The sequence below is a fragment of the Amycolatopsis jejuensis genome (assembly GCF_000717335.1).
GTDB lineage: Bacteria > Actinomycetota > Actinomycetes > Mycobacteriales > Pseudonocardiaceae > Amycolatopsis > Amycolatopsis jejuensis.
In genome coordinates, this window is sequence record NZ_JNYZ01000051.1 from 22,957 (window position 1) to 48,696 (window position 25,740).

The 25,740-nt window shown below is 71.0% G+C and carries 25 protein-coding genes and 1 pseudogene; 11 read left to right on the top strand and 15 right to left on the bottom strand.

Annotation, left to right across the window (positions count from 1 at the left end; translation table 11 throughout):
• Positions 1 to 122: 122 nt before the first annotated feature.
• A complete protein-coding gene (locus tag OO71_RS43225; RefSeq protein WP_051793107.1) occupies positions 123 to 848 on the top strand; it encodes a FadR/GntR family transcriptional regulator in 726 nt (241 codons plus the stop codon).
• Positions 849 to 887: 39 nt separating this feature from the next.
• On the opposite strand, the gene OO71_RS43230 is transcribed toward OO71_RS43225, so the two are convergent.
• A complete protein-coding gene (locus tag OO71_RS43230) occupies positions 888 to 1,415 on the bottom strand; it encodes a YbhB/YbcL family Raf kinase inhibitor-like protein (RefSeq protein WP_033295898.1) in 528 nt (175 codons plus the stop codon).
• Positions 1,416 to 1,433: 18 nt separating this feature from the next.
• A pseudogene (locus OO71_RS46835) lies at positions 1,434 to 2,456 on the bottom strand (NAD(P)-dependent alcohol dehydrogenase).
• A 169-nt stretch (positions 2,457 to 2,625) separates the two neighbouring features.
• On the opposite strand from OO71_RS46835, the gene OO71_RS43240 reads away from it, so the two are divergent.
• Positions 2,626 to 3,453, top strand: a complete 828-nt coding sequence (locus tag OO71_RS43240; protein ID WP_033295899.1) for an IclR family transcriptional regulator — start codon at positions 2,626 to 2,628, stop codon at positions 3,451 to 3,453.
• On the opposite strand, the gene OO71_RS43245 is transcribed toward OO71_RS43240, so the two are convergent.
• Positions 3,397 to 4,401 carry an NAD(P)-dependent oxidoreductase gene (locus tag OO71_RS43245; RefSeq protein WP_051793108.1) on the bottom strand — a complete coding sequence of 335 codons (1,005 nt, stop codon included), beginning with the start codon at positions 4,399 to 4,401 and terminating at the stop codon, positions 3,397 to 3,399. The genes OO71_RS43240 and OO71_RS43245 overlap by 57 nt on opposite strands.
• Before the next feature lie 109 nt (positions 4,402 to 4,510).
• Between OO71_RS43245 and OO71_RS43250 the strand changes: the two genes are divergently transcribed.
• Genes OO71_RS43250 through OO71_RS43275 form a run of 6 tightly spaced genes read left to right on the top strand, consistent with a single transcriptional unit; the run spans position 4,511 to position 7,345 of the window.
• Positions 4,511 to 5,032 carry a methylated-DNA--[protein]-cysteine S-methyltransferase gene (locus tag OO71_RS43250; protein ID WP_033295900.1) on the top strand — a complete coding sequence of 174 codons (522 nt, stop codon included), beginning with the start codon at positions 4,511 to 4,513 and terminating at the stop codon, positions 5,030 to 5,032.
• Positions 5,029 to 5,514: an RNA polymerase sigma factor gene (locus tag OO71_RS43255; RefSeq protein WP_033295901.1), complete on the top strand. Its 486-nt coding sequence runs from the start codon at positions 5,029 to 5,031 to the stop codon at positions 5,512 to 5,514. Before OO71_RS43250 ends, OO71_RS43255 begins: the two co-directional genes overlap by 4 nt.
• Positions 5,511 to 6,107: a methylated-DNA--[protein]-cysteine S-methyltransferase gene (locus OO71_RS43260; RefSeq protein WP_051793109.1), complete on the top strand. Its 597-nt coding sequence runs from the start codon at positions 5,511 to 5,513 to the stop codon at positions 6,105 to 6,107. Before OO71_RS43255 ends, OO71_RS43260 begins: the two co-directional genes overlap by 4 nt.
• Positions 6,104 to 6,376, top strand: a complete 273-nt coding sequence (locus tag OO71_RS48065) for an MGMT family protein (RefSeq protein WP_051793110.1) — start codon at positions 6,104 to 6,106, stop codon at positions 6,374 to 6,376. Before OO71_RS43260 ends, OO71_RS48065 begins: the two co-directional genes overlap by 4 nt.
• Positions 6,373 to 7,083 (top strand): 2OG-Fe(II) oxygenase, encoded by a 711-nt coding sequence (locus tag OO71_RS43270; protein WP_033295902.1) that lies wholly within the window; start codon positions 6,373 to 6,375, stop codon positions 7,081 to 7,083. The genes OO71_RS48065 and OO71_RS43270 overlap by 4 nt, the downstream gene beginning before the upstream one ends.
• A gap of 1 nt (position 7,084) precedes the next feature.
• Positions 7,085 to 7,345, top strand: coding sequence for an Ada metal-binding domain-containing protein (locus OO71_RS43275; RefSeq protein WP_033295903.1), 261 nt, complete (start codon positions 7,085 to 7,087; stop codon positions 7,343 to 7,345).
• Here the strand turns inward: OO71_RS43275 and OO71_RS43280 are convergent.
• The gene (locus tag OO71_RS43280; protein ID WP_051793112.1) at positions 7,326 to 8,831 is read right to left on the bottom strand and encodes a carbon-nitrogen hydrolase family protein; all 1,506 of its coding nucleotides are present in this window, start codon (positions 8,829 to 8,831) and stop codon (positions 7,326 to 7,328) included. The genes OO71_RS43275 and OO71_RS43280 overlap by 20 nt on opposite strands.
• 270 nt (positions 8,832 to 9,101) lie before the next feature.
• Here OO71_RS43280 and OO71_RS43285 point away from each other — a divergent pair, with 270 nt between their 5' ends.
• Complete coding sequence (locus OO71_RS43285) at positions 9,102 to 10,100, top strand: AraC family transcriptional regulator (protein WP_051793116.1); 999 nt, start codon at positions 9,102 to 9,104, stop codon at positions 10,098 to 10,100.
• 1 nt (position 10,101) lies between these two features.
• Here OO71_RS43285 and OO71_RS43290 read toward each other — a convergent pair whose 3' ends face one another.
• The 9 genes from OO71_RS43290 to OO71_RS48075 form a co-directional block, all read right to left on the bottom strand.
• Positions 10,102 to 11,820 (bottom strand): AMP-dependent synthetase/ligase, encoded by a 1,719-nt coding sequence (locus tag OO71_RS43290; RefSeq protein ID WP_033295904.1) that lies wholly within the window; start codon positions 11,818 to 11,820, stop codon positions 10,102 to 10,104.
• Positions 11,821 to 11,917: 97 nt separating this feature from the next.
• On the bottom strand, positions 11,918 to 12,895 hold the full coding sequence (locus OO71_RS43295) for an alanine racemase (protein WP_033295905.1): 978 nt from the start codon (positions 12,893 to 12,895) through the stop codon (positions 11,918 to 11,920).
• Complete coding sequence (locus tag OO71_RS43300) at positions 12,892 to 14,115, bottom strand: NAD(P)/FAD-dependent oxidoreductase (protein ID WP_033295906.1); 1,224 nt, start codon at positions 14,113 to 14,115, stop codon at positions 12,892 to 12,894. The genes OO71_RS43295 and OO71_RS43300 overlap by 4 nt, the downstream gene beginning before the upstream one ends.
• Positions 14,112 to 15,557, bottom strand: a complete 1,446-nt coding sequence (locus tag OO71_RS43305; RefSeq protein WP_084145718.1) for an MFS transporter — start codon at positions 15,555 to 15,557, stop codon at positions 14,112 to 14,114. Before OO71_RS43305 ends, OO71_RS43300 begins: the two co-directional genes overlap by 4 nt.
• A gap of 23 nt (positions 15,558 to 15,580) precedes the next feature.
• Entirely contained in the window at positions 15,581 to 17,191 is a 1,611-nt protein-coding gene (locus tag OO71_RS43310) for a CocE/NonD family hydrolase (RefSeq protein WP_033295907.1), read from the bottom strand.
• The gene (locus OO71_RS43315; protein ID WP_033295908.1) at positions 17,188 to 18,708 is read right to left on the bottom strand and encodes a CocE/NonD family hydrolase; all 1,521 of its coding nucleotides are present in this window, start codon (positions 18,706 to 18,708) and stop codon (positions 17,188 to 17,190) included. The genes OO71_RS43310 and OO71_RS43315 overlap by 4 nt, the downstream gene beginning before the upstream one ends.
• Complete coding sequence (locus OO71_RS43320; protein ID WP_051793120.1) at positions 18,708 to 20,069, bottom strand: serine hydrolase; 1,362 nt, start codon at positions 20,067 to 20,069, stop codon at positions 18,708 to 18,710. The genes OO71_RS43315 and OO71_RS43320 overlap by 1 nt, the downstream gene beginning before the upstream one ends.
• A gap of 22 nt (positions 20,070 to 20,091) precedes the next feature.
• Positions 20,092 to 21,237 (bottom strand): dipeptidase, encoded by a 1,146-nt coding sequence (locus tag OO71_RS48070; RefSeq protein WP_162186184.1) that lies wholly within the window; start codon positions 21,235 to 21,237, stop codon positions 20,092 to 20,094.
• On the bottom strand, positions 21,230 to 21,865 hold the full coding sequence (locus OO71_RS48075; protein ID WP_051793125.1) for a TetR/AcrR family transcriptional regulator: 636 nt from the start codon (positions 21,863 to 21,865) through the stop codon (positions 21,230 to 21,232). Before OO71_RS48075 ends, OO71_RS48070 begins: the two co-directional genes overlap by 8 nt.
• Positions 21,866 to 22,075: 210 nt before the next feature.
• Here OO71_RS48075 and OO71_RS43335 point away from each other — a divergent pair, with 210 nt between their 5' ends.
• Both OO71_RS43335 and OO71_RS48080 read left to right on the top strand, forming a co-directional pair.
• The gene (locus tag OO71_RS43335; RefSeq protein WP_033295909.1) at positions 22,076 to 22,921 is read left to right on the top strand and encodes a M55 family metallopeptidase; all 846 of its coding nucleotides are present in this window, start codon (positions 22,076 to 22,078) and stop codon (positions 22,919 to 22,921) included.
• A gap of 83 nt (positions 22,922 to 23,004) precedes the next feature.
• Positions 23,005 to 24,180 (top strand): PucR family transcriptional regulator, encoded by a 1,176-nt coding sequence (locus tag OO71_RS48080; protein WP_051793127.1) that lies wholly within the window; start codon positions 23,005 to 23,007, stop codon positions 24,178 to 24,180.
• On the opposite strand, the gene OO71_RS48085 is transcribed toward OO71_RS48080, so the two are convergent.
• Both OO71_RS48085 and OO71_RS53045 read right to left on the bottom strand, forming a co-directional pair.
• The gene (locus tag OO71_RS48085; RefSeq protein WP_051793129.1) at positions 24,177 to 24,773 is read right to left on the bottom strand and encodes an Rv1733c family protein; all 597 of its coding nucleotides are present in this window, start codon (positions 24,771 to 24,773) and stop codon (positions 24,177 to 24,179) included. The two genes, OO71_RS48080 and OO71_RS48085, sit on opposite strands and share 4 nt — an antisense overlap.
• A 385-nt stretch (positions 24,774 to 25,158) precedes the next feature.
• On the bottom strand, positions 25,159 to 25,290 hold the full coding sequence (locus OO71_RS53045) for a hypothetical protein (protein ID WP_281178539.1): 132 nt from the start codon (positions 25,288 to 25,290) through the stop codon (positions 25,159 to 25,161).
• Positions 25,291 to 25,740 lie beyond the last annotated feature (450 nt).

Sequence of the window (25,740 nt, forward strand, 5' to 3'; positions counted from 1 at the left end):
GAGGTCTCGTCCCGATGGTGATACGCAGATCCATCCCGGAAACTGGACAGACAGGCGACAGCACGAAGAAGGTTGGTCCCGCGTGGTCCGACAAGACAGGCGTCCGGTGTACGATCGGCGGCATGGATTCCGCCCCGCAGTCCCTCGAGCGCCGCCCGGTCTACGAGCAGGTCGCCGACGCGCTCCGGGAGGCGATCCTCAGCGGGGAGCTGCCGCCGGGCAGCGCCCTGCCGCCCGAGCGCGAGCTGTCCGAGCGCTTCGGCGTCGGGCGCACCACGGTCCGCGAGGCACTGCGCGCACTGCAGACCAAGGGGCTGGCGGTCGCGGCGGGCCCCACGTCGCCGTTGCGGGTCGTCGCGCCCGATGCGCTCACCACCGATCCGCTGCGTGACACGCTGGTGCACCTGCTGCGGCTCGGCCGCGTGCCGCTCGACGATCTCATCGGCCTCCGCATCGCGCTCGAGGGCAGCGGTGCGGAGCATGCCGCGATCCGCACCCCCCGGCCCGACCTCACGGCCGCGCGGGACCAGATCGCGTTCATGCGCGCGGCAGGCACCGACCTCGAAGCGTTCGAGATCGCGGACGTCCGCTTCCACCTGGAGATCGTCCGGGCGTCGGGCAACCAGGCGCTCACCATCATGATGCTCGCGGTGCGTGACACGGTGTCCCGGACGTTGCTGTCGCACCTGCAGGCGCTCACCCATCCGCAGCCGGTGATCGCGCAGCTGATCGCCGAGCACGAGGCCATCCTGCAAGCGGTGATCGACGGCGACGGCGACGCCGCACGGCGCCTGTCCGCCGAGCATTTGCGCGGTTGCGAGGACCTGCGCAACCGCTACACCGAGTAGCGGTGCCGCCGGGTCGTGTACGACCGGGCGGCACCCCCGTCAAGCCTCGTACACCGGCACCAGCACCGCCCGCGCCAGCGTGTGACTGAAGAGCGTGAACCCCAGGAATGCCGGGGTCGCGCCGTCCGGCAGCTGCAACGAGGGGACGTCGACGGCATGCACAACCACGTGGTAGTGATGCACGCCGTGCCCGGCGGGCGGGGCGGCGCCGAGGTAGCGGCGCAATCCGGCGTCATTGGCGAGCTGCACCGCGCCCTGCGGGAGCTTGCCGCCGGTTTCGTCGCCCGCCCCGGACGGCAGTTCGGTGACGCCGACGGGAACGTCTGCGACGGCCCAGTGCCAGAATCCGCTCGCCGTGGGGGCATCCGGGTCGTACACGGTCACCGCGAAACTCTGTGTCCCGGCGGGGAAACCGGACCACGACAGCTGCGGGGAAACGTCTTCCCCGCCGGCGCCGAAGATGCCGCTGCGTTGCGCGGTGGGCAAAGTCCGGCCGTCGGCGACGTCGGCACTGCGCAGGGCGAAGGACGGAACGGGCGGAAGGTCACGGTAAGGGTTGCGGCTCATGGGATTCTCCTGGAGGGATCAGCTGGGGATGAGGATTCCGCGGCCGACGAGCTTGCCGGATTCGAGATCGTGAATCGCGTCGGCGAAGGCGTCGAGCGGGTACGCAGTGGTGTGCAGGGTGACTTTCCCTTGCGCGGTCAGGGTCATCAGCTCGGTGAGGTCCTGGTGGCTGCCCACCAGATTGCCGACCACATTGATCTCGCGGGAAATCAGCTCGATCGCGGGCACGTCGACGCGCCCGCCGTACCCGATGGCGAAGTAACTGCCGCGGTTGCGCAGCGCGGCAATTCCCTGGCCGGGCGTGCCGTGCTCACCGACGTAGTCGAACACCACGTGCGCGCCGCCGCCGGTGATGTCCCGCAGCCGGTCCACCGGATCCTCAGTGGCGTCGACCAGGTGGTGCGCGCCGAGGGTGCGGCCCAGATCGAGGGCCTCGGCGGACCGGTCGGCCACGGTGATCGTCGCGGCGGTGAGCGCGGCCAGCACCTGGACGCCGATGTGGCCGAGACCTCCGGCGCCGATCACCACGGCGGGTGCCCGGTGGCAGCAGCGGCACCGCTTTGCGCACCGCGTGGTACGCGGTCAGCCCGGCGTCGGCGAGCGCGGCGACATCCGCGGGCTGCAAGTGCGGTTCGAGCTTCACCACGGCACGCGCATTGGTGCGCAGGTAACCGGCCATGCCGCCGTCGGTGTTCAGGCCGGGGAAAGCCGCGTCGGCGCAATGCGAATCCTCGCCGGACCGGCACGCCGCGCACAGCCCGCAGGTGACCAGCGGGTGCAGGATCACCGGGTCGCCCGGGGCAAGCCCGGTGACCGCGCTGCCGATGTCCGCGATCCAGCCCGCGTTTCGTGGCCGAGCGTGTACGGCAGCGGGGGGTGCTGGATCTCCTTCCACTGGCCTTCGAGCACGTGCAGATCGGTGCGGCACAAGCCGGCCGCGCCGACGCGGACGACCACGTCCTGCGGCGAGCCGACGGTGGGCTCGGCGACGTCGTCGAGCCGGGGTGGCTCCCCGTACCGGTGCACCCGGACTGCCTTCATGGCTGCTGCCTTTCCCTTGCCGTGCTTGGAGAGTCCACCTTGCGGGGTGGCCGCCGCACCCGGCAAGCCTGCCGTGCCCGTTTTATGCCCAGGCGGAATCGCGGCCGTTGCGGGCGCGCTTTCCGGGGCGCAGGCTCGGTTCCGGTCTCCTCGATCGGAAGGTGGTCCGGTGTCCCGTGACGGCAACGGCAGTGGGGTGAGTTCCGTGCAGCGCGCGTTGCGAGTGCTGGAGGTCGTGGCCGCGGCGAACGACGGCATCCAGGCCAAAGCGGTCGCCCGGCGGCTCGGCTACAACCTGTCGAGCACCTACCGGCTGCTCAACACGCTCGTCGCGGAGGGCTACCTGGTCCATCTCGGCGACCTGCACGGCTTCGGGCTCGGGTACAAGATCCCGCCGCTGTACCAATTGCTGCGCGAGCGGCTGAGCGTCGGGCCGCGGATCGCGAACATCGTCGACCAGGTGCACGCGGCCACCGGCACCGCCGCCTATTACTCGCTCTACCGCGGGCTGGAACCCGTTGTCGCCTATGTCGCCGAATCCGCCGGTGCGCCCGCGATCCCGATGCTGGAGGTCGGGACGGCCGGTGCCGCGCACGCCACGGCGTTCGGCAAGATGATGCTCGCGACCCTGCCCGCCGGCGACGTGCTCGGTTACTGCGAAACCAACGGGCTCACCCGGTACACCGAGCACACGATCGGAACGGTCGGCGACCTCCTGCCGCAGCTCGAGCTGATCCGGGCGACCGGGCTCGCCGTCGAGATCGAGGAGGTCGCCACTGGCACCGCCTGCATGGCCGGCGCGGTCACCGGCGCGGACGGCCGGTTGCGCGCGACTGTCGCCGTGTCGACCGGGCTCGCGCAGTTCCATCGCAAGCATCCCCTGCTGGAGAACGCCATCCGGCAGGCGACCCGGCAGTGCACCGCGCTCCTGCGCGCCGGGTCAGCCGGCCGGGAATCGCCGCCGGACGTCCCACACCTCGGGGTTGACCAGGCTTGACGGCCGCTCGCCGGCAAGCGTCGCGAAGGCCCGTTCGACCGCCGACCGCGAGAGGTCGTGCAGTGCTTCCCTGGTGACGCCCGCGATGTGCGGGGTGACGAACAGCCCGGGCGTGCCCGCGAGGACGGCGAGGGTGTCCGCGTCCGGCGGCTCGGGGTCGATGACGTCGATGATCGCGCTGCGGATCGTGCCCGCGCGCAGTGCCGCCAGCAGCGCGGGCTGGTCGAGCACCGGCCCGCGGGAGGTGTTGATCAGGACGCCATCGGGGCCGAGCAGAGCGAGCTGGGCGGCACCGACGAGGTGCCGGGTCGACGGGGTGAGCGGCACGTGGAGGCTCACCGTGTCGGCCCACGCGAAGAGCTCGTCCAGTGACGCGGCGGGCGTCAGTCCGAGTTCGGCGGGTGGCGTGGCCCGCGGGTCGAAGTACCTCGTCTCCATGCCGAGTCCCAGCACCGCCCGGCGGGCGACCTCGGTCCCCACCTGGCCGAGGCCGGCCAGCCCGAGCCGGGTCCGGGACGCTGTCCGCCCGGTCATGCCGTCGTAGCGGGCGTCCCAGCGGGCGTAGCCGCCGCGGAACAGCCGGTCGCTTTCCTCCAGCAACCGGCGCTGCCCGAGCACGAGCGCACCGAGCACGTACTCGGCGACCGGGACCGGCGCGACGCCCGCCCCGTTGGTGACGACGATCCCGGCTCTGGTCGCGGCCCCGACGTCGATCGAGTCGGAGCCGGACCCGACGGTCGCGACCACCGACAGCCGGTCCGCACGGTCGAACAGCGCGGCGCCGAACTTCGCCGGTCCGCGGGCGATCAGCACGTCGGCGCCGGCGAGCGCAGCTGCAACGGTGGCTTCGTCGTGGTCCGGGCACACGACGACGTGCGCGCGCTGCCGCAGATCCGCGTGCACGGCCTCGTCGAACAACGGAAGCGCGAGGACGAAACGCGGCTTCATCAGGTCCTCCGGAGGAGTCGGCGCCGACTGGACTGCCCGAGCCAACCACATCGGACCTCACGTTTGCCGCGCGGCGGGCGTCTACCCGGTGAGGAGAACGGAGAGTGCGATGGAGACCCGACACACGGTCGTCGACACCTTGCTCGGCCCGGTCACGCTGGTGGCGACCGGGGAGGCCATCACCGGGCTGTACTTCCGCCACCACGTGCGGCGGCCGGCGCCGGAGACGTTCGGGCTCGGGGTTGCCGACGACCGGCTGCTGGCCGAGGCGGGTGAGCAGCTGACCGAGTACCTCGCCGGGCGGCGGGAGGCGTTCGACCTGCCGCTTGCCGCGGAGGGTACCGGGTTCGAGCGGGCGGTGTGGGCGATCGTCGCGGCCATTCCGCGGGGTGCCACCACCACGTACGGCGCCATCGCGGAACAGCTCGGCGGACGATCGCTGGCCTGGGAGGCCGGGCAGGCTGTCGGCGCGAATCCGCTGTGTATTTTCGTGCCGTGCCACCGGGTGGTCGGCGCCGACGGGGCGTTGACCGGGTACGCCGGTGGCCTCAAACGCAAGCGGGCTCTGCTGGCGCTGGAGACTATGGGGACAGTGGGGTCGTTGGAAACGGGGACGGGCGGGAGCAGGTGAAGCAGCCGTTCGAGAAGGTCGTCGAGCAGCACGGACCGGCCGTGCTGCGGGTGTGCCGCGTGCTCCTCGGGCCGCACGACGCCGAGGACGCGTGGTCGGAGGCCTTCATCGCCGCCCTGCGCGCGTACCCCGATCTCCCGGCCGACGCCAACGTCGAAGCCTGGCTGGTCACCATCGCGCACCGCAAGGCGCTCGACGTCCTGCGCGCGGCCAAACGGCGTCCGCTGCCGGTCGGCGACCTGCCCGACTCCCCCACCGGGCTCGGCCTGCCCGGCGCCGACCGCACCGAGCTGTGGGCCGCCGTCCGGGCCCTGTCGGACAAGCAACGGCAAGCGGTCGCGTACCACTACGTCGCGTATCTGCCGTATGCCGAGATCGCCGAAATCCTCGGCAGCACCACCGAGGCCGTCCGCCGCGCCGCCGCCGACGGCATCAAGAACCTCCGGAAAACGTACCCCGGCACGGAAGGGGCCCTGCGATGAACGACCTCACCGACCTGCTGTCGACGTCCGCCGATGCCGTAGTCCTGTGCGACCTCCACCACCGGCTGATCGCGCGCGCCATGGCCGAGGAACTCCTCGACGTCGCCTACACCACCGTCGACACGCCCGTGGGGGAACTGCTCCTCGCGGCGACTCCGGCCGGCCTGGTCCGCGTGGCGTACGCGAGCGAGGGCCACGACCAGGTCCTCGACACCCTCGCCCGCAAGCTGAGCCCACGCGTCCTGCGCGCCCCGGCGCGGCTGGACATCGTGGTCCGCGAACTGGACGAGTACTTCACCGGACAACGCCGGACGTTCGACGTCGACCTCGATCTGTCGCTGTCCCACGGCTTCCGCCAGCTCGTCCAGCGCCGCCTCCCGGAAATCGAATACGGCGGCACCCGCAGCTACGGCCAGGTAGCCGAACTGGTCGGCAACCCGAAAGCAGTCCGCGCCGTCGGCACGGCCTGCGCGACCAACCCCCTGCCCGTCGTCGTGCCGTGCCACCGGGTACTCCGCGCCGACGGCAGCCTCGGCGGCTACATCGGCGGCCCCGAAGCCAAAACCACCCTCCTGCAGCTGGAGTCGGCATGACCGCGTGGCGGCACCGCGTCGACAACACCGACTGGACAACCGTCGCCGCAGAGCTCGACCAGTCGCTGTCCCACAGCTTCCGCCGGCTCGTCCAACGCCACCTCCCGGAAAACGAATACGGCGCAACCCGCAACTACAGCCAAGTTTCCGAACTCGTCGGCAACCGCACAGCTGACCGGGCCGTGGGCACCGCACCCGCAACCAACCCGCAGCCCGTCGTCGTGCCCTGCCAAGCCAAAACCACCCTCCTGCAGCTGGAGGCGGCATGACCCCGTGGCAACACCGCGTCGACAACACCGACTGGACAACCGTCGCCGCGGAGCTCGACCAGTACGGTGGCGCTCTGCTTCCGCAGCTGCTCACCGCGGAGGAAACCGTTGCCATCCGGGAGTTGTACCCGCGTGACGAGCTGTTCCGCAGCACCGTCGACATGAACCGGCACCGCTTCGGGTCCGGCGAGTACCGCTACTTCGCCGCGCCGTACCCGGAGCCGATCGAGCAGCTCAAGCAGGCGCTGTACCCGCGGCTCCTGCCGATCGCCCGCGACTGGTGGTCCCGGCTCGGCCGCGCCGCGCCGTGGCCGGACAGCCTCGACGCATGGCTCGAGCAGTGTCACCGCGCGGGGCAGACCAAGTCCACGTCGATCCTGTTGCGCTACCAGGAAAACGACTGGAACGCCCTGCACCGCGACCTCTACGGCGACCTGGTGTTCCCGCTGCAGGTGGTGATCAACCTGAACGAACCGGGCGTCGACCACACCGGGGGCGAGTTCCTGCTCGTCGAACAACGCCCGCGGGCCCAATCCCGTGGTACGGCAACGCTTCTCCCGCACGGGCACGGGTACGTGTTCACCACGCGAGACCGGCCGGTCCAGTCCGCACGAGGCTGGTCCGCGGCCCCGGTCCGGCACGGCGTGTCCGCCCTCCGCAGCGGCGAACGGCACACCCTCGCCCTGGTCTTCCACGACGCCGCCTGACATGTTCACCCTGCTGGGCACCGACGGCCACCCCTACGAATCCGCAACCCCCGGCACCTGGGGCGGCCACCGGCGCAGCCACATCTACGGCCGCTTGGACTGCCCAAGCGCACGAGACGCCATCGCCCGCGGCGGGTACGTCCGGCACCGCGTGTTCTTCGCCGACGAGGCAACAGCCATCGCGGCGGGGTACCGGCCGTGCGCGGTCTGCTGTCCGGAGAAATACCGGGTGTGGAAGGGGTTCAGGGACGCCGCGCCCTGACAGCCAACCCGACCGCGACCAGGGCACCCGCAGTGCACACCCACGCGAACCAGTTCCCCACCAGCCCATAAAGCGTCCTCGCACCATCCTGAGTCGGCACGTCCGCGAGCCACGGCGCATTGTCGCCAGGAGTCGTGTCCTGCTGGGACAGCACGTGACCCTGCCGGTCGAATGCCTGGGACGAGCCGTTCAGGTCGGCGCGCACGAGGGCGTAGCCGTTCTCGATCGCCCGCAGGCTCGCCATCTGGGTGTGGATGCGGCCCATCTCGGGCCAGTCGCCGCCGGGGACCAGCATGATGTCGGTGGCCACGCGGGCGGTTTCGAGGAAGTCGGCGTCGTAGCAGATCACGCTCGACAGGCGGCCGTACGGCGTGTCGATCACCGGAACCGGGCCGCTGCCGGGTGCGTAGTTTTCCAGGCCCGGGATCGGATGGTGCTTCTGGTAGGTCCACCGCACGGCGCCGTCGGGGCCGAGCAGCACGGTCTGGTCGCGGCCGTACGGGGCGTCGGGCAGGTAGACGTTCGCGGCGACCTCCAGGTAGATCCCGGTTTCCCGGGCGAGCGCGCCGGCCTCGGCCAGGAATGCCGGTTCGTCCACCGCGCGGAAGCGGGCCGCGTTTTCCGACCAGACGACGATCTTCGCGCCCGCCTGCGCAGCCTGCCGGGTGTCGGCGAAAAGCTGGCGGTTGATCACGTCTGCCGCCGCGCGCACGGTGGACGGATCGCGGTGGGACATACCCGCCAGGTCGGTCGGCGCTGTGCCCAACAACTGTTGTGCTCGCGCCAGCGACGCATTGGACGGGTTGACGGCGCCGATGCGGACGGTCGGCGAAGTCGCTGCTGGAGCCCAGGCCAGCCACGCCTGTCCGAGCCCGAGCACCGCGGCCAGCACGGCGGCTGTGACGAGCGCGGGCTTCGCGCCGGACCACGAAATCCCGTGCTCCCACAGGTGATTGGCCGCGGTGGCCACGAGACCGATCAGGAACGTGATCACGTACGGCCCGGCCACGGACGTCGCCTGCAGCAGCGCCAGGTTGTCGTGCTGGGTCACCGCCTGCAAGCCGTAAGCGGTGCCGAACGGGCTGAAGGAGCCGAGCAGGAACGCCGACGCGGTCAGCGTGGCCGGGTAGGTGAGCAACCGCAGTTTCGGCGGCGCAAAGCGGTCCGCCGCATACGCCAGGATCACGACCACCGCAAGGCTGATCACCCCGGCGACGGTCAGGACCGTGAACGGCACCGCGAGCTGCCACGCCCAGAACAATCCGCCCGCAGCGAACACCGGCACTACGAGCAGCAGGCCCCAGGCCGGACGGCTGACCCGGACGAAGCGCAGCAGGAAGATCGGGAAGACCCACGCGGCAAGGGCGATGTCCCAGCGTCCGCCCACGGCGAGCAGCTGCAGCGCCGCTCCGAGGGCGAGCCAGCCGTACCGGCGCTGCGCCGCCGGAGCGGGCAGGCGCACCGGCCTGGTACTGGTGGTGGTCATGCGGGCATTCCTTCCGGACGTCGGACCGTTCTCCGAAATTACGGTGCGGCGCCGTGCTTGCCGAGCACCGGAGCTCGCACATCCCGTGACCGCAGCGCGCACCGGCCGGCAACGCATCACGAACCACAACGCCGCGCCAACGGCCAGCCAGCATCACATCGTCGACGACGACGCGGCAGCGACCCCGCGAACAACAACACCGCAGCAGTCGCCAGCCGGCACCCCACCGCAAACCACAACACCGCCCCGCGCACCGGTTAGCATCGGGTCGTGGACGACGACGCCGCGGCGGTGGCCAGCATGGCGAGACGGCTGGTGCGGATCGGCGAGCGGCGCGGTCTCGACGTCGCCTCGCTGCTGCGCCGCACCGGGATTCCCGCTGACCCGGCCGGGCTTCCGCGCGCCGGGCACGTCACGCATCGGCAGGTTTCCGAGCTGACCCAGGAACTGTGGATCCTCACCGGCGACGAACTGTTCGGCCTCGGCCCGCCCGCTCCGCTCGGCATGTTCCAGCTCGTGCTGCGCTCGGTGATCCACGTGCCCGACCTGCGGACCGCGCTGCAACGGCTCACCGACGCCGCGGCGGTGCTCCCCGGCATGCCGAACCTGCAGGTCACCGTGCGGGAGCCGCTGGCGGAGGTGGAGCTCGACGTCAGCGGGCTGGACGACCCGGACCACATGGCTGCCGAGTACCTCGCCACGCTGCTGCACCGGCTGGTCAGCTGGCTGCTCGGCCGGCGTGTTGCACTGCGGGACCTGCGCGTGCCGTGGCCGTCGCCGGACTACGCCACCCAGTACGAGCTCGTGTTCGGCCGGCACCCGCACTTCGGCGCCGGCAGTCTCGTCCTCGCCTTCGACAGCACACTGCTGGCCGCTCCCCTGGTGCGCGATGAGACCGAGCTGGCCGATTTCCTGCGCGACCAGCCGCACGTGCTCCTCGCCACCCGCGACTACGGGTCGTCGCAGGCAGACCAGGTACGCAAGATCCTCGAGCACGGCCTGCACGGCCCTTGGCCCACCCCCGACGACATCGCCGCCCGGCTCGGCGTGAGCACCCAGCACCTGCGGCGATTGCTGCGCGCGGAACACACCTCGATCGGCCAGATCAAGGAGGACCTGCTGCGCGACGCCGCCATTGCCAGCCTGAACCGGGGTACGGAATCCGTTGAGGATCTCGCGCGACGGCTGGGTTTCTCCGAGGCCAGCGCGTTTCGCCGGGCATTCCGCCGCTGGACCGGCCGGCCGCCGGGCGCTTACCGGCTGCCGTAGCTCACCGGTACAGCGCCTCGATCTCGTCCGCGTACTTCGCCGCGATGGCCCGGCGGCGGAGTTTGCCCGTCGGCGTCAGCTCCTCGCTTCCCGGCACCCAGGAATCCGGCAGGACCCGGAAGTACTTGACCTGTTCCACCCGCGACAGCAGCCCATTCGCCCGGGTGATCCCGCGTCCGACTTCCTCCTGCACGATCGGATCCGCGGCCAGCGCGGCAAGATCCGGCGAAATTCCTTGGGCCACCGCGAAATCCCGGGCCGCATCCGGGTCGAGCGTCAGCAGCATGACGACGTACGGCCGTCCGTCGCCGATGGCCGCCGCGGAGGCGACGAGCGGGCAGGACGCCAGCACCGCGTGCTCGATCCCGGCCGGGGCCATGTTCTTCCCGGACGCGTTGATGATCAGGTCTTTCTTGCGGTCGACGATCGTGACGTACCCGTCCGCGCCGATCACCCCGACGTCACCGGTGCGCAGCCAGCCCTCCGCGTCGAACGCCTCGGCCGTACGGACGGGGTCGCCGCGGTAGCCCCGCATCAGAGTCGGGCCGCGCAGCAGGAGTTCACCGTCGCCGGCCGCTTTCACCTCGATCGTGCGCATCGGTGTCCCGACCGTGCCCGGGCGGACCGACCCCGGCCGCCCGATCGTGCCGCCCGCCGCCGATTCGGACATCGCCCATCCCTCGCACAGCCGGATGCCCAGGGCCAGGAAGAACCGGACGACGCCGGGAGCGATCGGCGCGGCACCGGTGATCACTGCGGTCGCGTCGGCCAAGCCGAGCCGGGCCCGCAGCGTGCGCAACACCAGCCGGTCGGCGACCGCGTGGCGAAGCCCGGCCTGCCGTTGAGCGAGCGCCCACCGCACAACGCGGCCACGAACCCCGCCCGTCGCACTGATCGCCTTCTGCATTTTCTGCCAGAACGCCGGTACCCCGAGGAAAACCGTCGGCCGCACAGCCGGGAGCACCGCGGCGATCGTCTTCGGATCGGCGACCGTGGTGATCGACGCTCCCCCGGCCATGGCCAGGTAATGACTGAAGTAGCGGTTCGCCACGTGCGCATCGGGGAGGTACGACACCAGCCGCCCGCCCCGGGCACCGGCCGCCACGAAATCCAGGTCCAGTCCGCCGCGCAGGGACGCGAGCATGGCCCGGTGCTCCAGTTCGACGCCCTTCGGCTGCCCGGTGGTCCCGGAGGTGTAGATGATCGTGAGCAGGTCGCCGGGCTGCACGGATCGCCAGGTCGCCGCGAAGTCGAACCTCTCCGGCCGCATCGCCTCCACATCGGCCAGCGACACGGTGCCCTCGACCGGACGGCCGGCGCACACGACCTGGGTGGCGCCCGCCGCCCGGACTGTGTCCACCCACTGCTTTTCCGTCACCACCAAGCGGTTCCCGGCGTTGGCGAACAGGAAGGCGATCTGCGAGGGCGGGCTCGTGGCGTACACCGAGAACGGCGTCGCACCCAGATGCAGCACCGCCGTGTCCACGAGATGGAACTCCGGCCGGTTGGTGAGCATCAGCGCCACGGTGTCGCCGCGGCGCACCCCCAGCGCGGCCAGCCCGGTGGCAATCCGCTCGACCCGCTCGGCGTACTGCCCCCAGGTGAACTCCACGCGACCGTCGGAACTGCGCACCGCCACCCGGTCCCGGTGTGCTCGCGCGGTCAGCTGGAAGAGCTCGGCGACGGTCTTCGCCGCGGGCAACGGGTCTCCGGCGGGCATCGGGCCTCCTCGCTGGCAGGGATGTCCGCCATCGTCGGAGAGACCACCTGCCCGGGGACAGGACCGCGCCGAACCGGTTGCGGTACCCCGGCGAGCATCACCAGCCGCGCATGTCCACCGGCCACGTTTCCCGTATCTCATCCCCGTCGACGACGTACATCCGCTCATGCAGGGCCACCGTCGGGTCCACGTGGGCAGGCTGCACCAGCACCCGGTCCCCCACCGCGGCCCCGTCCGCCGGGGTGAACGTGACGTGCTCGTCACTGCAGAACAGCACCTCCGCGCCGTCGATCGCCGGGAGGCCGTGGTCCATCCCCAGCGCCTTCAGGCCCACATCCGCCACCGCCCACTTCCGGGAAACCGAAATCACCGTACCCAGCACGAAAAGCGCCTGCCGGAACGGAAATCCCAGTGCGGCGTACGCGGTGTCCATCAGCACGTACGAGCCCGCCTGCACCTCGGTGACCCACACGTTGTCCGCGTACGTCCCCGTTCCCCCGCCGCTGATCAGCTCGCCGCCGACATCCGCCGCAGCCGCCAGCAGACCGGTCATTGCCGACTCGACAGCGCGCCGGCGTTCGTCCCGATCGGCGACGAGCATCAGCTGTCCCTCGTACCCCATCACCCCGCGTACCGCCAAGCCGCGTGACCGGGCCAAGTCCGCCAGACTGCCTGCCGCATCAGGCTTGACCCCGCACCGCGCAAGCCCGACCCGTACGTCGATCAGGACTTCCCGTACCGCGCTCGCCGCGGCGGCGTCGACCGTTTCCGGCGAATCGACAGCGAGCGTGATCCGCGCACCGGCCTCGACGAGCCGGTCGAGCCGCCGCGCGTCGAGTACCTCGTTGGCCAGCAGCAAATCCTCGCCGAGGCCGTGGTCGGCCATCACCTCGACCTCGCGCAGCGTCGCGCACGTGAACGACCGGTGCCCGTTCGCGTACTGCCGTTTCGCGATCGCCGTGCACTTGTGTGCCTTCACATGCGGACGCAGCGCAGCGCCCGGCAAGGCGGCCGACATGGTGTCGAGGTTGTGCCGCAGGGCAGCCTCGTCGACGAGTAATGCCGGAGTCCTCACCGCGACCGCAGGGGGTCGAACGGCGCCAGCTCGGGGACGGCAATGCCGCTCATGATCTGCTGCGCCAGGAGTTTGCCGGTGATCGGCCCGAGCGTGAGGCCCCACATCCCGTGGCCACCGGCGATGTGGACCCCCTCCATCTTCGCCGGTCCGATCAGCGGCAGGCCGTCCGGGGTCAGCGGCCGGGCGCCCACCCACGGCTCCTGCACGTCGTCCCAGTCGGCACCCTCGACCAGCGGGCGGGCCGACCGGAGAACCGCGTCGAGCCGGGCGCGGTCGAACGGCGCGTCCCGGTGCGCGATCTCCATCGTGCCCGCGACCCGCACGCGATTTCCGTACGGGGTAATGGCGACGCGGACCCCGGGGAGATAGATCGGCGTCGTGATGGGGCGGTCCCACGACACACTGCACGAGTAACCACGCCCGGCCTGCACCGGCGTGCGCACGCCGAGCGGCCGGGCCAGCTCCGGCAGCCACGCGCCGGTGGCGAGCACCACCGCGTCGCCGCGATACGGAGTCCCGGTGACCTGCAAGCCCCCTTGACCGAACCCGATCGAACGCACCTGAGCACCTTCGACGATCTCGCCGCCCCGTTTGGTCACCGAGTCGGCGAGCGCGTCCACGAACTGCCCCGGAGCGACGAACCGCTGGCCGTCGAGGTGCACGATCTGCGTGATCCGGCTCGAAAACGGCGGCTCGTGCCCCGAGGTGCTCCGGAACGGCACGGTCTGCCCTGCCTCGCGCGCGGTCTCCAGTTCGTGTTCGAGACCGGCCGGATGGTGGCCCGCCGCGAACCCGACGCGGTACGTGCCTTCCCGCACTTCGGCCGCGACCCCGCCGCTGACCAGCTCGTCGAACGCCGGAATGCTGTCCCGGCCCAGCGGTCCCAGCGCGGCCATCCCCCGCCGCCACCGCGCCGCGGTCGAGTTGCGGGTGAACCCGGCCAGGAAAGCGAGCATCGACGCGGACACCCGTCCGCTCACGCTGACCGGCGAACCCGGGGTGAGCAGGCTGCGGATTCCCTCACGCAACAGGGCCGGTTCCGGCAGCGGCGCCGCCATCGCCGGGCTGACGTACCCGGCGTTGCCCCACGACGCACCCGCGCCGACCCCGGAGCGGTCGAGCACGACGACGTCCGCGCCGTGTTCCTGCAGGAACCAAGCGCAGGACAGGCCCACCGCTCCGGCCCCGACGATCACGACCCGCTGGGGTTTCCTCATGTCCGCTCCTCGAAGAACTGTTGTACCGGGCCGGCAGTGCTCGCCGGTTCGGTCGTACCACGCGGCAGGCTCCCGGCGCTGAGCGTCGCCACGATCGCGACCACGGCCGCGATGATCAGCGCGACGACGAAGCCGCTCCACGCCGAAACCCCGAGTGCAGGCAGGATCGTGAGCGTGAGCAGGCTGCCGGTCACCTGTGCACCCAGCGTGCTACCGACTCCGCGCACGACGTACACCGTGCTGCTCGCACTGCCCAGACGGTCCACCGGCACTGCACTCACGACCACGTTCATCGCCTGCGAGAACCCCAGCCCGGACCCGAAGCCGATCATCCCGGCGGCGACCACGAGCCTGCCGAACCCGGGTGGCCCGAACAGCAGGACGAGTGGAGCCGCGACCAGCGGGAGGCACGACAGCACCAGCAGCAGCCGTGCGCCGAGGAGCCGCTCCAGCGGTGCCGCAAGCGGAGCCGAAGCCGCACCGAGCAACCCGAAGACGGTCAGCAAGGTCCCGGTAGTGAGCGGGCCGGCGCCGAGGCCGTACCCGGAGGCAGCCGGAGCCGCCACGATCAACGGCAGCAGCACGAACGTCGCCGAAGCCGCCCAGCCGGTCGCGAACCCGATGATGTACGTGACGACCATCGAACGGCCCCCGGCCCGCAGGTCGACCAGCGGTTGCGCGGTCCGCCGCTCGACCGCGAAGAAGCCTGTCAGCAGCACCACCGCGCCCGCGAGGAGGCCGAGGACCGCGCCGGAGGTCCAGCCCGCGGTGGGCACGAACGTGATCCCGAGCAGCAGGGCGACCAGTCCCCCGGACAGCAGCACCGCACCCGCCCAGTCGATCCGTCGTTCGGCGCTGGCGGCCGTGGCGGGCAGCACCACGGTCACCAGCACCGCGGTGAGCACCAGGACGCCGAGCGGGATCCAGTAGATGAACCGGTACGGGAGCACGGTCAGCAACGGCCCGGCGAGCAGGCCACCGGCGACGGTGCCGAACCCGGACATCCCGATGATCAGCCCGACGTCGCCCTTGCCGGACGAACCTCGCCGCAATCCGCTCAGAATCGCAATCGACAGTGGTACGAAACCCAGCCCGAACCCCTGCAGTGCTTGGCCGAGCGCAAGGACCACCATCGAATTCGCCAGCCCGGCGAGCAGGGTCCCGAGCGCGACCAGACCGAGCACTGCGAGCAGCACCCGTTTCGGCCCGTACACGTCGGCGAGGCGGCCGATCAGCGGCGCCGCAACGGTGCCGGACAGCAGTAGCCCGGTGAAGACCCAGGCAATAGCGGCCGGGGACGCTCCGACGGCCTGCTGCAGGATCGGCAAGGCCGGCGCGACCATGCCTTCGAGCGTCGAATAGGTGAGCGCAACAACGCACAGCAGCACAATCGAGGCAATGCGTGGTGTTCGAGTTCGTTCGGAATCCACTGGCGTCGACATCGACTACCTCCGGATGAATGGGGTCACCGGCGCGGAAGGCGCACGGTGCTGGGGTTCGTGGGTCCATAGTGGACCCGGATGGCGAACGGGCGGCCGTATTCCTCGTCGGCCCAATGCTTTTCGGAACCGGTCACCGGCGCGCAAGTCGGCGAGAACGCCGAACTGACGAGAATGCGAATGCGGTGCCCGGCAGCGAAAGTGTGGTGCAGCCATTGCGCGTCGACGCCGACACGCACGATTTCCCCGTCGCTGAGCGGCTCCGGGTCCGGTCCATTTCGGACACTCAGCCGCCGCCCCTCGATCTCGAACCCGGCGGGGAGCATCGAACGGCCGTCGGGATGGACGTCGGTGACCCAGGCGAAGACGTCGGCGTCGGCGGCATCGGCGGACACGGACAGGTCGAACCGCACCCGGCCACTCACCGTCAGCGGCTCGGCCAGCGGCGCCGAGGTGTACGTGCAGACATCCGGCCGGGCTTCGAGGTACCGCTGGTCGTGCGGCGGGTCGCTCCAGGCGAAGTTGTCGAGCGGGGTCAGCGTCGCCACCGGGTCGGCCGCGTTGTGCCACCACTCGTCGAAACCGTCCACCGGCTCCTCCTCGCGCAGGACGCCGGTGTCGCCGAGGTGCAGCACCGCCTCTCCGCTGGCGACGGGGTATCCGGCCAGGTCTTCCCAGTGGTTCGTCCCGCTGTGCCACACCCGGGCGCGGGGCAGCTCGGCCGTGCCGCCTTTGAGATGCCGGTCGAGGAAATCCCCGGCGACCCCGAGCGGGTCGAGCGTCCCGGCGGACACGTCCTCGCCGCCGAGCCGCATCCGGGGCACGATGTTGCCGACATGGTCCCACGCCCCGACGAGCAGATGCTTGTCCGCCGCGTGCGGTCCGGCCTGCAGGACCTGCCAGGTCTCCAGCGTGGTCAGGTCGTCCCACCAGCCGAGGGTGACGAGCACGGGCACGTCGACGGCGGCGAGTTCCTCGTCGCTGAGTGCCCAGCCCGAGCCGAGGCAGTCGATGCGGCCCTCGACGTAGTCCGGCCAAGCCGAGCTCGGAAAGCCGGTGGCTTCGTGGAAACTGCGCAGCGGACGGTGCGCCCAGTGCCGTCCCCACGCCGGAGCGGTGACGTCCTGGAGCGTGCGCCCGGCAGTGTAGGCAAACCACCACATCCAGTACTGCCAAGGGATTCCGGTGTCCATGAACGGCCGTCCTCCCGGCCGCGCCCGGACGCCGACGGCCATCGGCACCATGCACCGCAACGGTTCCGGGCGGCCCGCCGCGGCCCACCACTGGGTCAACCCGTCGTAGCTGCCGCCGATCGTGCCGACCTGGCCGTCCGACCACGGTTGCGCGGCGGCCCATTCGATCACCGTGACGCCGTCGCCGGTGTCCCGCTGCCAGGGCGTGAACCGGCCGTCGGAATCGCCGCGGCCGCGCAGATCGCAGGTGACCAGCACATACCCGCGATCGACCAGCCGCAGCCAGACGTCGTGGAGGAAACTCTGACGTCCGTACGGGGTCCGCGCGACCAGTGTCGGCAGCGGTCCGGTCGTTTCGTCGTGGCCGGGCGGGAAGACGACGTCGGCGACCAGGTCGCCGTCGCCGGTGGGGATGCGCTTCGCCCACAGGATCCGGCGGCTCATCGCCTGACCTCCGGAAGCCGCAGCACGGTACCCGCGTGGTGCACGCGGCGCTGCTCCCGCGCGGGCGCTTGGTCGACCGGGCGGAACAGCGGCGCGGCCGTCCCGGCGAGCCGCAGCCGGACCCGGTGGCCGGGCCGGAAGCGGTGCCCGATCGGACCGAGCCGGAGCACGGCTTTCCGTGCGCCCGGCCGGATCGCGGCGACGCCGAGCGCTAGGTGCAGACTCGTCGCGCCACCGGGAAAGACGTCCTCGACCGACGCCACCCACAGCGCTTCGGCGGGGGAATCGCTGTCCGCGTCCAGTTCCAGGGTCAGCTCGCCGATCACCAGGCGTGGCTCGGCGACGGGCTCGGAGGTGTAGCCGAGCACGTCGTGCCTGCCGTCGAGAAACGCGAGGTCGAGCTGCGCCTCCGGGCCGATGCCGGGCTGCGCTGGTACCGGGTCGGTGAGGTCGCTGGTGAACTCAGCTGTGCCGGTGCCCGGGGTGTCGGCGAGGTGTCCGTCGCCCGCGGTGGTCCGCGCATCCCTCGCTGCCGACGGATGGAGGGACCAGGTCGCTGTTTCGGATGGATGGGGATGCCATGCGTTGTCCCCGGTGAGGAAGATCCGGCTCTGTCCGGGAGCGCGCCGGATCAGGTCGACCTGCAGTTCGAGCGGGTCGACCACACTGCGCGGCCCCCAATCCACCCCGCCGACGTGCTGCGCCGGATGCCGGGCCGCGTACGCCGTCCACGGGCCGACGATCAGCTCGACCGCACGGCTGCGACGCGCCAGTTCCCACGACGGGCGGCACGCCGGGTCCCACCAGCCGGTCAGGATGGTCGCGGGGACCGGCAGCTCCGTGACCTCGGGCAGGCCGGTGGCGGAGAAGTCCGTCCACCCGAGGTTTTCGTGGCCGAGCAAGGATTCCTGCTCTTTCCACGGCCGGGTCAGCAGGTCGCGCCAGTCGGTGAAGCGGGTCGGCAGCGGATGCCGCCCGGCCATGAGGTGCCGCCAGACCAGCAGGTCCGCTCGCCGGACGCCGTCGCGGCCCGGGAACACGTCACCAGGCCTGCCGGGCGGGCTGATCAGGAACGCCGCCGACACCAACCCGGTCGCGTTCCAGGCGGCGGCAACCGCGCAAGCAGCCCCGTAACCCTGTCCCATCACCACGATCGGCCCGGTGCACCACGGATGCCCGGCGAGCGCGGTCACGACGGCATCCGCATCGGCCTGCTCGTGGACGAACGGCACGAAGTCTCCGTCGGAATCGCCGCGGCCGCGAAGATCCACCGACACCACGGTTGCATCAGCTGCCGCAGCAAGTCGACGGCAGTGCCGCGGCGACCCCAGCGACGGAACCGGACTCGGGCCGAGGGTGGTCGAACGGCCGTTGCCAAGCGGGGTCCAGATGATCACGGTGGCCGTCGACGGATTCCCGTTGGGCCGGAACAGGTTCACCGACAACCGGGTCCCGTCGGCGGCGGTGACGCCTTCGTCGAACCGGACGTCGACGTCGTACTCGTCGAGGGTGCGCATCACGCCGCGGGCACGCGCCGGAAGATCCGGCCGACGTAGACGTAGGAAGCATCCTCGACGAAGCTGACCGGCGCCCCGGCGTCGCTGAGGAACCGGCCTTCGGACGCGCACGGCGTCACCGTCATCGGCGGCATCGGGACCACGCCGGGCATGATGAGGTTGAGGTGTTCGGCGAGGCTGTCTTCCATGTGCTGCGCCACTTCCAGCCGGTCGCCGCGCACTGTGACGGTGACCGTGCCGCCTTCCGCCTCGTATGTTCCGGCGTAGCGATCGAGGTCCACCGGCACCGGGTCGCCCGGCGTTTCCATCACCGGAGCAGCCGAAATGCCGTACAGGTCTTGGAAAAGCTCCTCGGTCAACAGGGAGTTGAGCACCGCGCCGCTGCTGCTGTTGGTCAACACCGCAACCGCGCAGCCGTGTTCCGGGGCGATCGTCAGAATCGAGTGCGCACCGGTGTTTCCGCCCGTGTGACCCAGTGTGCGCGCGGCGCCGGTGCCGCGGAGGTACCAGCCCAGACCCCAGTTGTCGAAGGGCAGCCCCCAGTGCGGATCGAGGGACGGCGTCTGCATCAACGCGGCCGACTCCGGGCTGAGCACCGGGGTACCGTCGGCGGCCCGGCCGTCCCGCAGGTGCATTTGCCCGAACGCGATCATGGCGTCGATGTCGCAGAACAGCGTCGCGCCCGCCGGGCCATTGCCGGAGTCGACCAGCAGCCGCGGAACGCGCGTGACCTCCCCCGACGCGCTGACCAGGTGTCCCACCGCCGTCGAGCCGAGGATCATCTCTTCCGGGAAAGTGGTACCGCGTGCGCCGAGCGGGCGCAGGATCCGCTCGGCGAGCGCGTCGTCCCACGTCCGGCCGGTGGTGACCTCGGCAAGGCGGCCCGCCACCACCATCCCGCCGTTCGAGTACGACCAGAACTTGCCGGGCGGGGACGTGAACGGATGGTCGCGCAGCAGGTCCAGATGCTGTGCCACGACTTCCGGGCTCCGCGGCAGGTTGAACATGCAGTGCCCGGGGATGCCCGCGGTGTGGTTGAGCAGCATCCGCACCGTGATCCGGGCCGAGGCCGCCTCGTCCGCCAGCCGGAACTCGGGCAGGTACCGCTGCACGGGAGCGTCGAGTTCGACCAGCCCGTCGTCCACCAGCGTCATCACGAGCGAAGCGGTGAAGACCTTGGTGACGGACCCGGCGGCGAACAAGGTGTCGTACCGCACCGGCATCGCGGTGGCGGTGTTGGCGCATCCCGTGTGGACGGTCACGACGTCTTCGCCCACCGCGACGGCCGCCGCCGCGCCGGTGACGTGGTGCTCTTTCGCAAGCCGGTCGAGCCGGTCCTGCAGTTCTTGTGCAGTGATCATTGCGGGCACTCCTTTGTGTCGCTCAGCCGACAACCTCTTCGAAAACGCGCAGGAAATTGCCGCCGAGGATCTGTTCGATCTGCCGGTCGGCGTAGCCGCGGGCGACGAGCCCGCGGGTGATGTTCACGAGATCGCGGTAGTCGCGGAACCCGTCGAGCGTTGCCGCGACGTCGAGCTGGTGCTCCGGCCGGAAACCCATGGTGGACAACGCCATCGGCAGGAACGTCCGCTCCAGGACGTCGGCCGGAAGCGCGAGCGGCCAGTCCGTGCCGAGGCCGACGTGCTCGGCCCCGACCAGCCGGACGAGGTAGTCGATGTGGTCGAGGGTGAGCTCGATCGTCGGTTTCGGCCCGGCCGCGACGTCGGTCAGGAAAAACGGAACTGCGACCACCCCGATTACGCCCCCGGTGGCCGCAATGGCCTGCAATTCCTCGTCACTCTTCGCCCGATCACATTCGTACAGCGCCGCGGCCGAGGTGTGCGTGGCAACCACCGGCAACGCCGACCGGGCACAAGCGTCCATTGTGGTCCGCGGACCGGAATGTGCGGTGTCCACAATGACCCCGAGCTTGTTACACCGGTCCACAAAGGACTGTCCAAACGCACTCAAGCCGGGATCGTTCTTCTCGGTACACCCGGCACCGATGACGGTCGCAGTGTTGTATGCACAATCGACCGTGTGCGCCACCCCCAGTGCGGCAGCCGCGTCGAGAAGATCGATGTCACTGGGGCGCAACAGGTTCAGCTGACACATGCCGACCAGCGCGTGCTCCCCGGCGGCATGCGCCGCACGGATGTCCGCCGCGCGCCGGGCCGGTCGCAGCCACTCGAACGCGGCGATCATCCTCGCCGTTTCCACCCCGGCATCGAGGACACCCTGCGCGGTCTCGAGCACGCACCCGGTGAGCCCGGTCGTCGCGCCGGAAGCGTCGAAAAGTTCGTGGTACTCCTCGAACTCGCCGCGCATTGCCTTCTCCAGCAGGAAGGTCGCGGCGGTGCCGTAGTCCGCCGATTCCGGGAGCTCGGCGCGCAGCTGCTCGGTCCACACGTCCGGGGAACACGGACCCTGGTACGTCATATCGATCACGATGGACTCGCGATGCAGCCGCGCCGCCCGTTGTTCGTCCTCTTGGAGGAGTCCAAACAGGAAACTGCCGTAATCAGCCATCGCGGCCTCCATTCACCAGTGCATCCAGGAGCAGTCCGAAGGTGCGCCCGAAGTGCTCTTCCACATCCAGTTCCCCGACCCGGCGCACCACCGCGGACAACAGCGGGCGCTCCGGATCGTCGGACGGCAGCCCCAGCACCGGCCGGCGCGCGGACGCGGCGATGGCGCTGCCGATGGTCAGTTCGAGCAAAGCGAGGTGGACGTCCGCGATCCGCTCCGGCGCCACCCCGAGGTCCGCGAGCATGCGGTAGACGCGCTCGGCGAGGTCGCGGTCCATCCCGGCCGCGGTCGGCCGGACGAGCCGGAACAGGTCCGCGTACTCGACCATCAGCCGGTACGCACCGGTGAAGTACGTGGTGAGCACCTGCCGCGGCGCTCCGTCGGCGAGGGTGTCGCCGATCGCGCGGAAGACCTGGTCGAACATCGCCGCGAGCAACTCGTCCTTGTCGGCGACATACGTGTAGAGCGCCATCGGGTTCACGCCCAGCCGGCGCGAGACGCTGCGGAACGACACCGCGTCGATGCCGCTGTCCCGCAGCTCGTCCAGTGCCGCGCCGACCACCTGGTCGCGGGTGAAACTGCGCGCCGGTCCCCGGCGGCGTGGGTTCGCGGGCTGAGCTGGGCTCACGATGACTCCTCATGACTCCGGAAGCACGGCTGAATACGCTACAGCGTAGTCTATTTTCGCCGTGCCGGAGAAAGCATCGGCCATCCCCGGCCCGTCGCGCTGCCGACAGCTGTCACGTGTCCGGCGTCCGCAACACGACTGCGGTCGACCGCGGAGGCATCCGTGCGCCGTTAACGTCGGCAGAAACGCTTGCCCGGAAAGGAAGGCACCGTGCTCGTTTATCTCTCGGTCGACCTCGAAGGGGTCGCCGGAATCGCGACGCTCGACCAGATCCTGCGCGGCGGCTCCGGGTATCCGCGGGCGCAGTCGTTGATGACCGCCGAGGCGAACGCGGCCATCCGCGGTGCCTTCGCGGGCGGCGCAACCGAGGTCGTAGTCAGCGACAGCCACGGCACCATGGACAACCTCCTGGCCGACCAGCTCGACCCGCGCGCGCGAATCGTCACCGGCGGACCCCGTCCGGCCTGCATGGCGCAAGGGCTCAGCCGGGACGCCGCCGTCGCGATCTTCGTCGGCTACCACGCCGCGGCCGGCGCCCCCGGCGTGCTGTCGCATACGTTCTCGGCCAACTTCACCCAGGTCCGGGTCAACGGCGAACCGGTTTCCGAGGCCGAGGTCAACGCGCTGTACGCGGCCGATCGCGGAGTCCCGATCGGCGCGCTCACCGGCGACGACCGGATCTGCGCGGTCGCCCGCGAAGCGTTCCCCGGAGTCCGGACCGTCGAGACCAAGCAGGCGCTCGGCTGGTCGGCGACGGACTCCCTGCACCCCGCGGCCGCTTGTGCCGCAATCGAGGCCGCAACGGGTGCGGCGACCGCCGAAGCATCTCGCCTTTCCGCCCGGCCGGTCCCCGAGACGCTGGACCTCGAGGTCGGCTTCGCGTCCGCCCTCGGCGCCGACTTCGCCGCAACGGCGCCCGGCACCGACCGCCTCGACGCGCACACCCTCCGGTACCGCGCCCCGAATGTCGACGAACTGCTCCGCGCAATCATGGCGTGGTACTACCTCGCGGCACTGGCCGCACAGCAATCCGCGGCCGTCGCCCTCCGCCGCTGACCCTCTTGGCCGCCAATACGCTACGGTGTAGTCTATTAGGTCCGGGGCCTCGCCGGAGGCGCCTCCACCAGTGCGCGGTGACCATGACCAACGAACTGCAGCACCTCGTCGACGCACTCGCCCAGCGGCTGCGGCGGCCGGTCGCCGTGGACGACGTCGCGTTCCGGCTGCTGGCCTACAGCGCACATCCCACCGACGTCGACGACCTGCGCAAAGCCGTGGTCCTCACCCGCGGCGTCCCGCCGGACGGCGTCGCCTGGCTGCGCGGGTACCACCTGTCGAAGGCCACCGATCCCGTCCGGCTACCGGCCAACGCCGCCCTGCACGCGCGGCCGCGGATCGCGATTCCGGTGCGCTGTCAGGGAATGCACTTCGGATGCTTGTGGCTCATCGAGCACGGCCCGGCCATCGAGGACGCCGAACTGGCCGTCGCCGCGTCGTTTGCCGGGCAGGCCGGGGAAATCCTGTTCCGCGAACGGATTTCCGCCGAACTGGAGAGCACGCGCACCGGCGAACTGATCCGCGACCTGGTGTCCGACGAGCCCGCAACCCGCCAGTCAGCTGCCGCCTCCTTGACCGAGAGTGGCCTGTTCGCCGCGCGCGGGTCCGCCGTCTGCCTGGTCGTCCGCACCGGCAGCGCAGACCTCGACGAGGACGAACGGCTGGCGCTGTCGGTCACCCTGGACCGGGCTGCACACTCGTTGCCCGCCCGCGAATGCCTCCGGATGGTGCGCCCCGGCCACGGCGTGCTCGTCACCACCGAAACGGCCCTGCGGCACTGCCCGGAGCTCCCGTTTTCGGTGCACCGCACGGCAACCCGGCTGCTCGGGAAGGAAGACAGCGTCGTCGGCGTCGGACCGGCCGCCCCCGCTCTCGCCGACATGCTCCGGTCGTATCGGGGTGCACTGCAGGCGGCGCAGGTCGCCCACGCGGTCCCGTCTTTCCGGCCGGTGGCGGAGTTCGGCAAGCTCGGCGTGTACGGCCTGCTCGCCGATCTCCCGTCCGACCGGCTCCCCAGCCCGCTCGACACGATGGCGCACCGGCTGCGGGAAGCCGGGCTCTTCGCGACGGCCGAACTGTTCCTCGACCGCGCAGGCGACGTCCGCGCCGTCGCCGACGCCCTTTCCGTGCACCGGGCCAGCATCTACCCCCGGCTGCGCCGGATCGAGCAGATCACCGGCATCGACCTCGCCGACGGGGAACAACGCCTGGCACTGCACGTGGGCATCAAGTCCGCCCGCCTGCAGCGGCTTGCCTAGGTGCGCCGGTTCAACGCTGTCCAGGCGCGGTCCCACGCCGCCGCTCGCCGACGTTCGAGCAGTGCGACGATCCCCAGGTACGCCAGGCCGCAGACCAGCATGACGGATCCCAGCATCCCGACGAACGCCGCAACCGGCAGCGCGGCCGCGCGGGCCTGCCCCGGTACCTCGGACAGGTACTCCCCGGTGCCGGTGATCGAAATCGACTGCGCCGCCCCGGCATTCGTACCCGCCGGGACCTGGATCGGACCCGAATGCCGGGTGCCGTCGGCCGCGGTCCAGCGAGCCTCGACGAGGACGGTGGTGACCGGCATGGCCATCCCCGGAGTCATCATGACCGGCACGGATTGGGCCGAACCGGTGACGACCGCGGTCGTCTTGACGACGTCCGGCGGCGTGGCCGGAGCGGAAGAACCGGGCATCCGGAAGGCGACGAGCACCGCCGCAGGCACCGCGAGCACCACCAGCAGCACGCAGACGAGACCGGCGATCCCGTGCAGGCGATCGGTCCGGCGGGCCAGCGGATTGCGGCGAAACGCCCAGGTCAAGCGCATCCGCCCGGCCGCCCGACGCGGCGAGGCCGAAACGGTCATCAGGCGCAGCTCCTTTCGGCCGGACCCCGATCCGGTGCATCGGCGCGGTCACCGTGTGTCACTGACTGCTGTCACAGCGGTAGCCCCGTCACCGGCGACGGACCGGATCCCCCACAGATGGTCGCGGGCCCGATCATACGCTCATGGGATGATCGGCCCCCGCCGGAATCGGACAGACCTTGGTCACATCCGGCCCTCCCCACGCGGCGGATCCGGTCCCCGGGCGTTCATCCGCACCTTCCCGAACCACCCCGCCGTGCCGCCCCTGCGGCACCACCCCGACCCCGGCACCTGACCCGAGCCCCCTGCACGCCGACCCCGGCCAGCCCGAACCGGACGGCCCGGCGACGGAGCCAACCCCGCCGCGTTCCCGGCACGTCCGTGATCAGCCCGGCCGCCGCCTGGCCACGAGCCGGACTCCACCTTCCCCGGCCGCCTCGGCACGCAGGCCCTCGCCCCGCAGCCAGCCGATCCACGCGCCGCCCGCTCCGAAACCGCGCAACCCCAGCGATCCCATCCGGCAACCGCACAACGCCGCGAATCCCCACCCGGCAAACAGGCAACCCCGCGGATGTCCCATCCGACAACCGCGCAACCCTCGCTGACCCCGCCCGCCAACCACGCAACCCCCGCGATACCCGCCCCGCAACCGCGCAATCCCCGCCCAGCCAACCCCGCGACCTCCGCGATCTCCGTCCGGCAACCCGACAACCCCGCTGATCTCGGTCCCGCAACCGCGCAACCCCAGCGACCCCGTCCGGCAACGGCGCAACCCCCGCGAATCCCACCCGGCAACCGGGCAACCCCGCGGATTCCCACCTGACAACCGGACAACCCCGCGATCCCCGCCCCGCAACCGCGCAACCCCCGCGAATCCCCGCCCGCCAACGACGCCGCTTCAGGCATCCCCGTCCGGAAACCACACCCCCCGACCATCCCCACCACCGGCAACCCGCCCCCCCCCCCC

What these genes read in the sequence shown, in the direction of transcription:
- OO71_RS43310 (WP_033295907.1), bottom strand. Translation starts at nt 17,191, where the DNA reads ATGAGCCGCCGGATCCTGTGGGCGAAGCGCATCCCCACCGGCGACGGC.
- OO71_RS43245 (WP_051793108.1), bottom strand. Translation starts at nt 4,401, where the DNA reads ATGAAGCCGCGTTTCGTCCTCGCGCTTCCGTTGTTCGACGAGGCCGTG.
- OO71_RS43230 (WP_033295898.1), bottom strand. Translation starts at nt 1,415, where the DNA reads ATGAGCCGCAACCCTTACCGTGACCTTCCGCCCGTTCCGTCCTTCGCC.
- OO71_RS53045 (WP_281178539.1), bottom strand. Translation starts at nt 25,290, where the DNA reads ATGGGATCGCTGGGGTTGCGCGGTTTCGGAGCGGGCGGCGCGTGGATC.
- OO71_RS43225 (WP_051793107.1), top strand. Translation starts at nt 123, where the DNA reads ATGGATTCCGCCCCGCAGTCCCTCGAGCGCCGCCCGGTCTACGAGCAG.
- OO71_RS48065 (WP_051793110.1), top strand. Translation starts at nt 6,104, where the DNA reads ATGACCGCGTGGCGGCACCGCGTCGACAACACCGACTGGACAACCGTC.
- OO71_RS43270 (WP_033295902.1), top strand. Translation starts at nt 6,373, where the DNA reads ATGACCCCGTGGCAACACCGCGTCGACAACACCGACTGGACAACCGTC.
- OO71_RS43300 (WP_033295906.1), bottom strand. Translation starts at nt 14,115, where the DNA reads ATGAGGAAACCCCAGCGGGTCGTGATCGTCGGGGCCGGAGCGGTGGGC.
- OO71_RS48070 (WP_162186184.1), bottom strand. Translation starts at nt 21,237, where the DNA reads ATGGCTGATTACGGCAGTTTCCTGTTTGGACTCCTCCAAGAGGACGAA.
- OO71_RS43280 (WP_051793112.1), bottom strand. Translation starts at nt 8,831, where the DNA reads ATGACCACCACCAGTACCAGGCCGGTGCGCCTGCCCGCTCCGGCGGCG.
- OO71_RS43290 (WP_033295904.1), bottom strand. Translation starts at nt 11,820, where the DNA reads ATGCCCGCCGGAGACCCGTTGCCCGCGGCGAAGACCGTCGCCGAGCTC.
- OO71_RS43250 (WP_033295900.1), top strand. Translation starts at nt 4,511, where the DNA reads ATGGAGACCCGACACACGGTCGTCGACACCTTGCTCGGCCCGGTCACG.
- OO71_RS43320 (WP_051793120.1), bottom strand. Translation starts at nt 20,069, where the DNA reads ATGATCACTGCACAAGAACTGCAGGACCGGCTCGACCGGCTTGCGAAA.
- OO71_RS48085 (WP_051793129.1), bottom strand. Translation starts at nt 24,773, where the DNA reads ATGACCGTTTCGGCCTCGCCGCGTCGGGCGGCCGGGCGGATGCGCTTG.
- OO71_RS43305 (WP_084145718.1), bottom strand. Translation starts at nt 15,557, where the DNA reads ATGTCGACGCCAGTGGATTCCGAACGAACTCGAACACCACGCATTGCC.
- OO71_RS43260 (WP_051793109.1), top strand. Translation starts at nt 5,511, where the DNA reads ATGAACGACCTCACCGACCTGCTGTCGACGTCCGCCGATGCCGTAGTC.
- OO71_RS48080 (WP_051793127.1), top strand. Translation starts at nt 23,005, where the DNA reads ATGACCAACGAACTGCAGCACCTCGTCGACGCACTCGCCCAGCGGCTG.
- OO71_RS43315 (WP_033295908.1), bottom strand. Translation starts at nt 18,708, where the DNA reads ATGCGCACCCTCGACGAGTACGACGTCGACGTCCGGTTCGACGAAGGC.
- OO71_RS43275 (WP_033295903.1), top strand. Translation starts at nt 7,085, where the DNA reads ATGTTCACCCTGCTGGGCACCGACGGCCACCCCTACGAATCCGCAACC.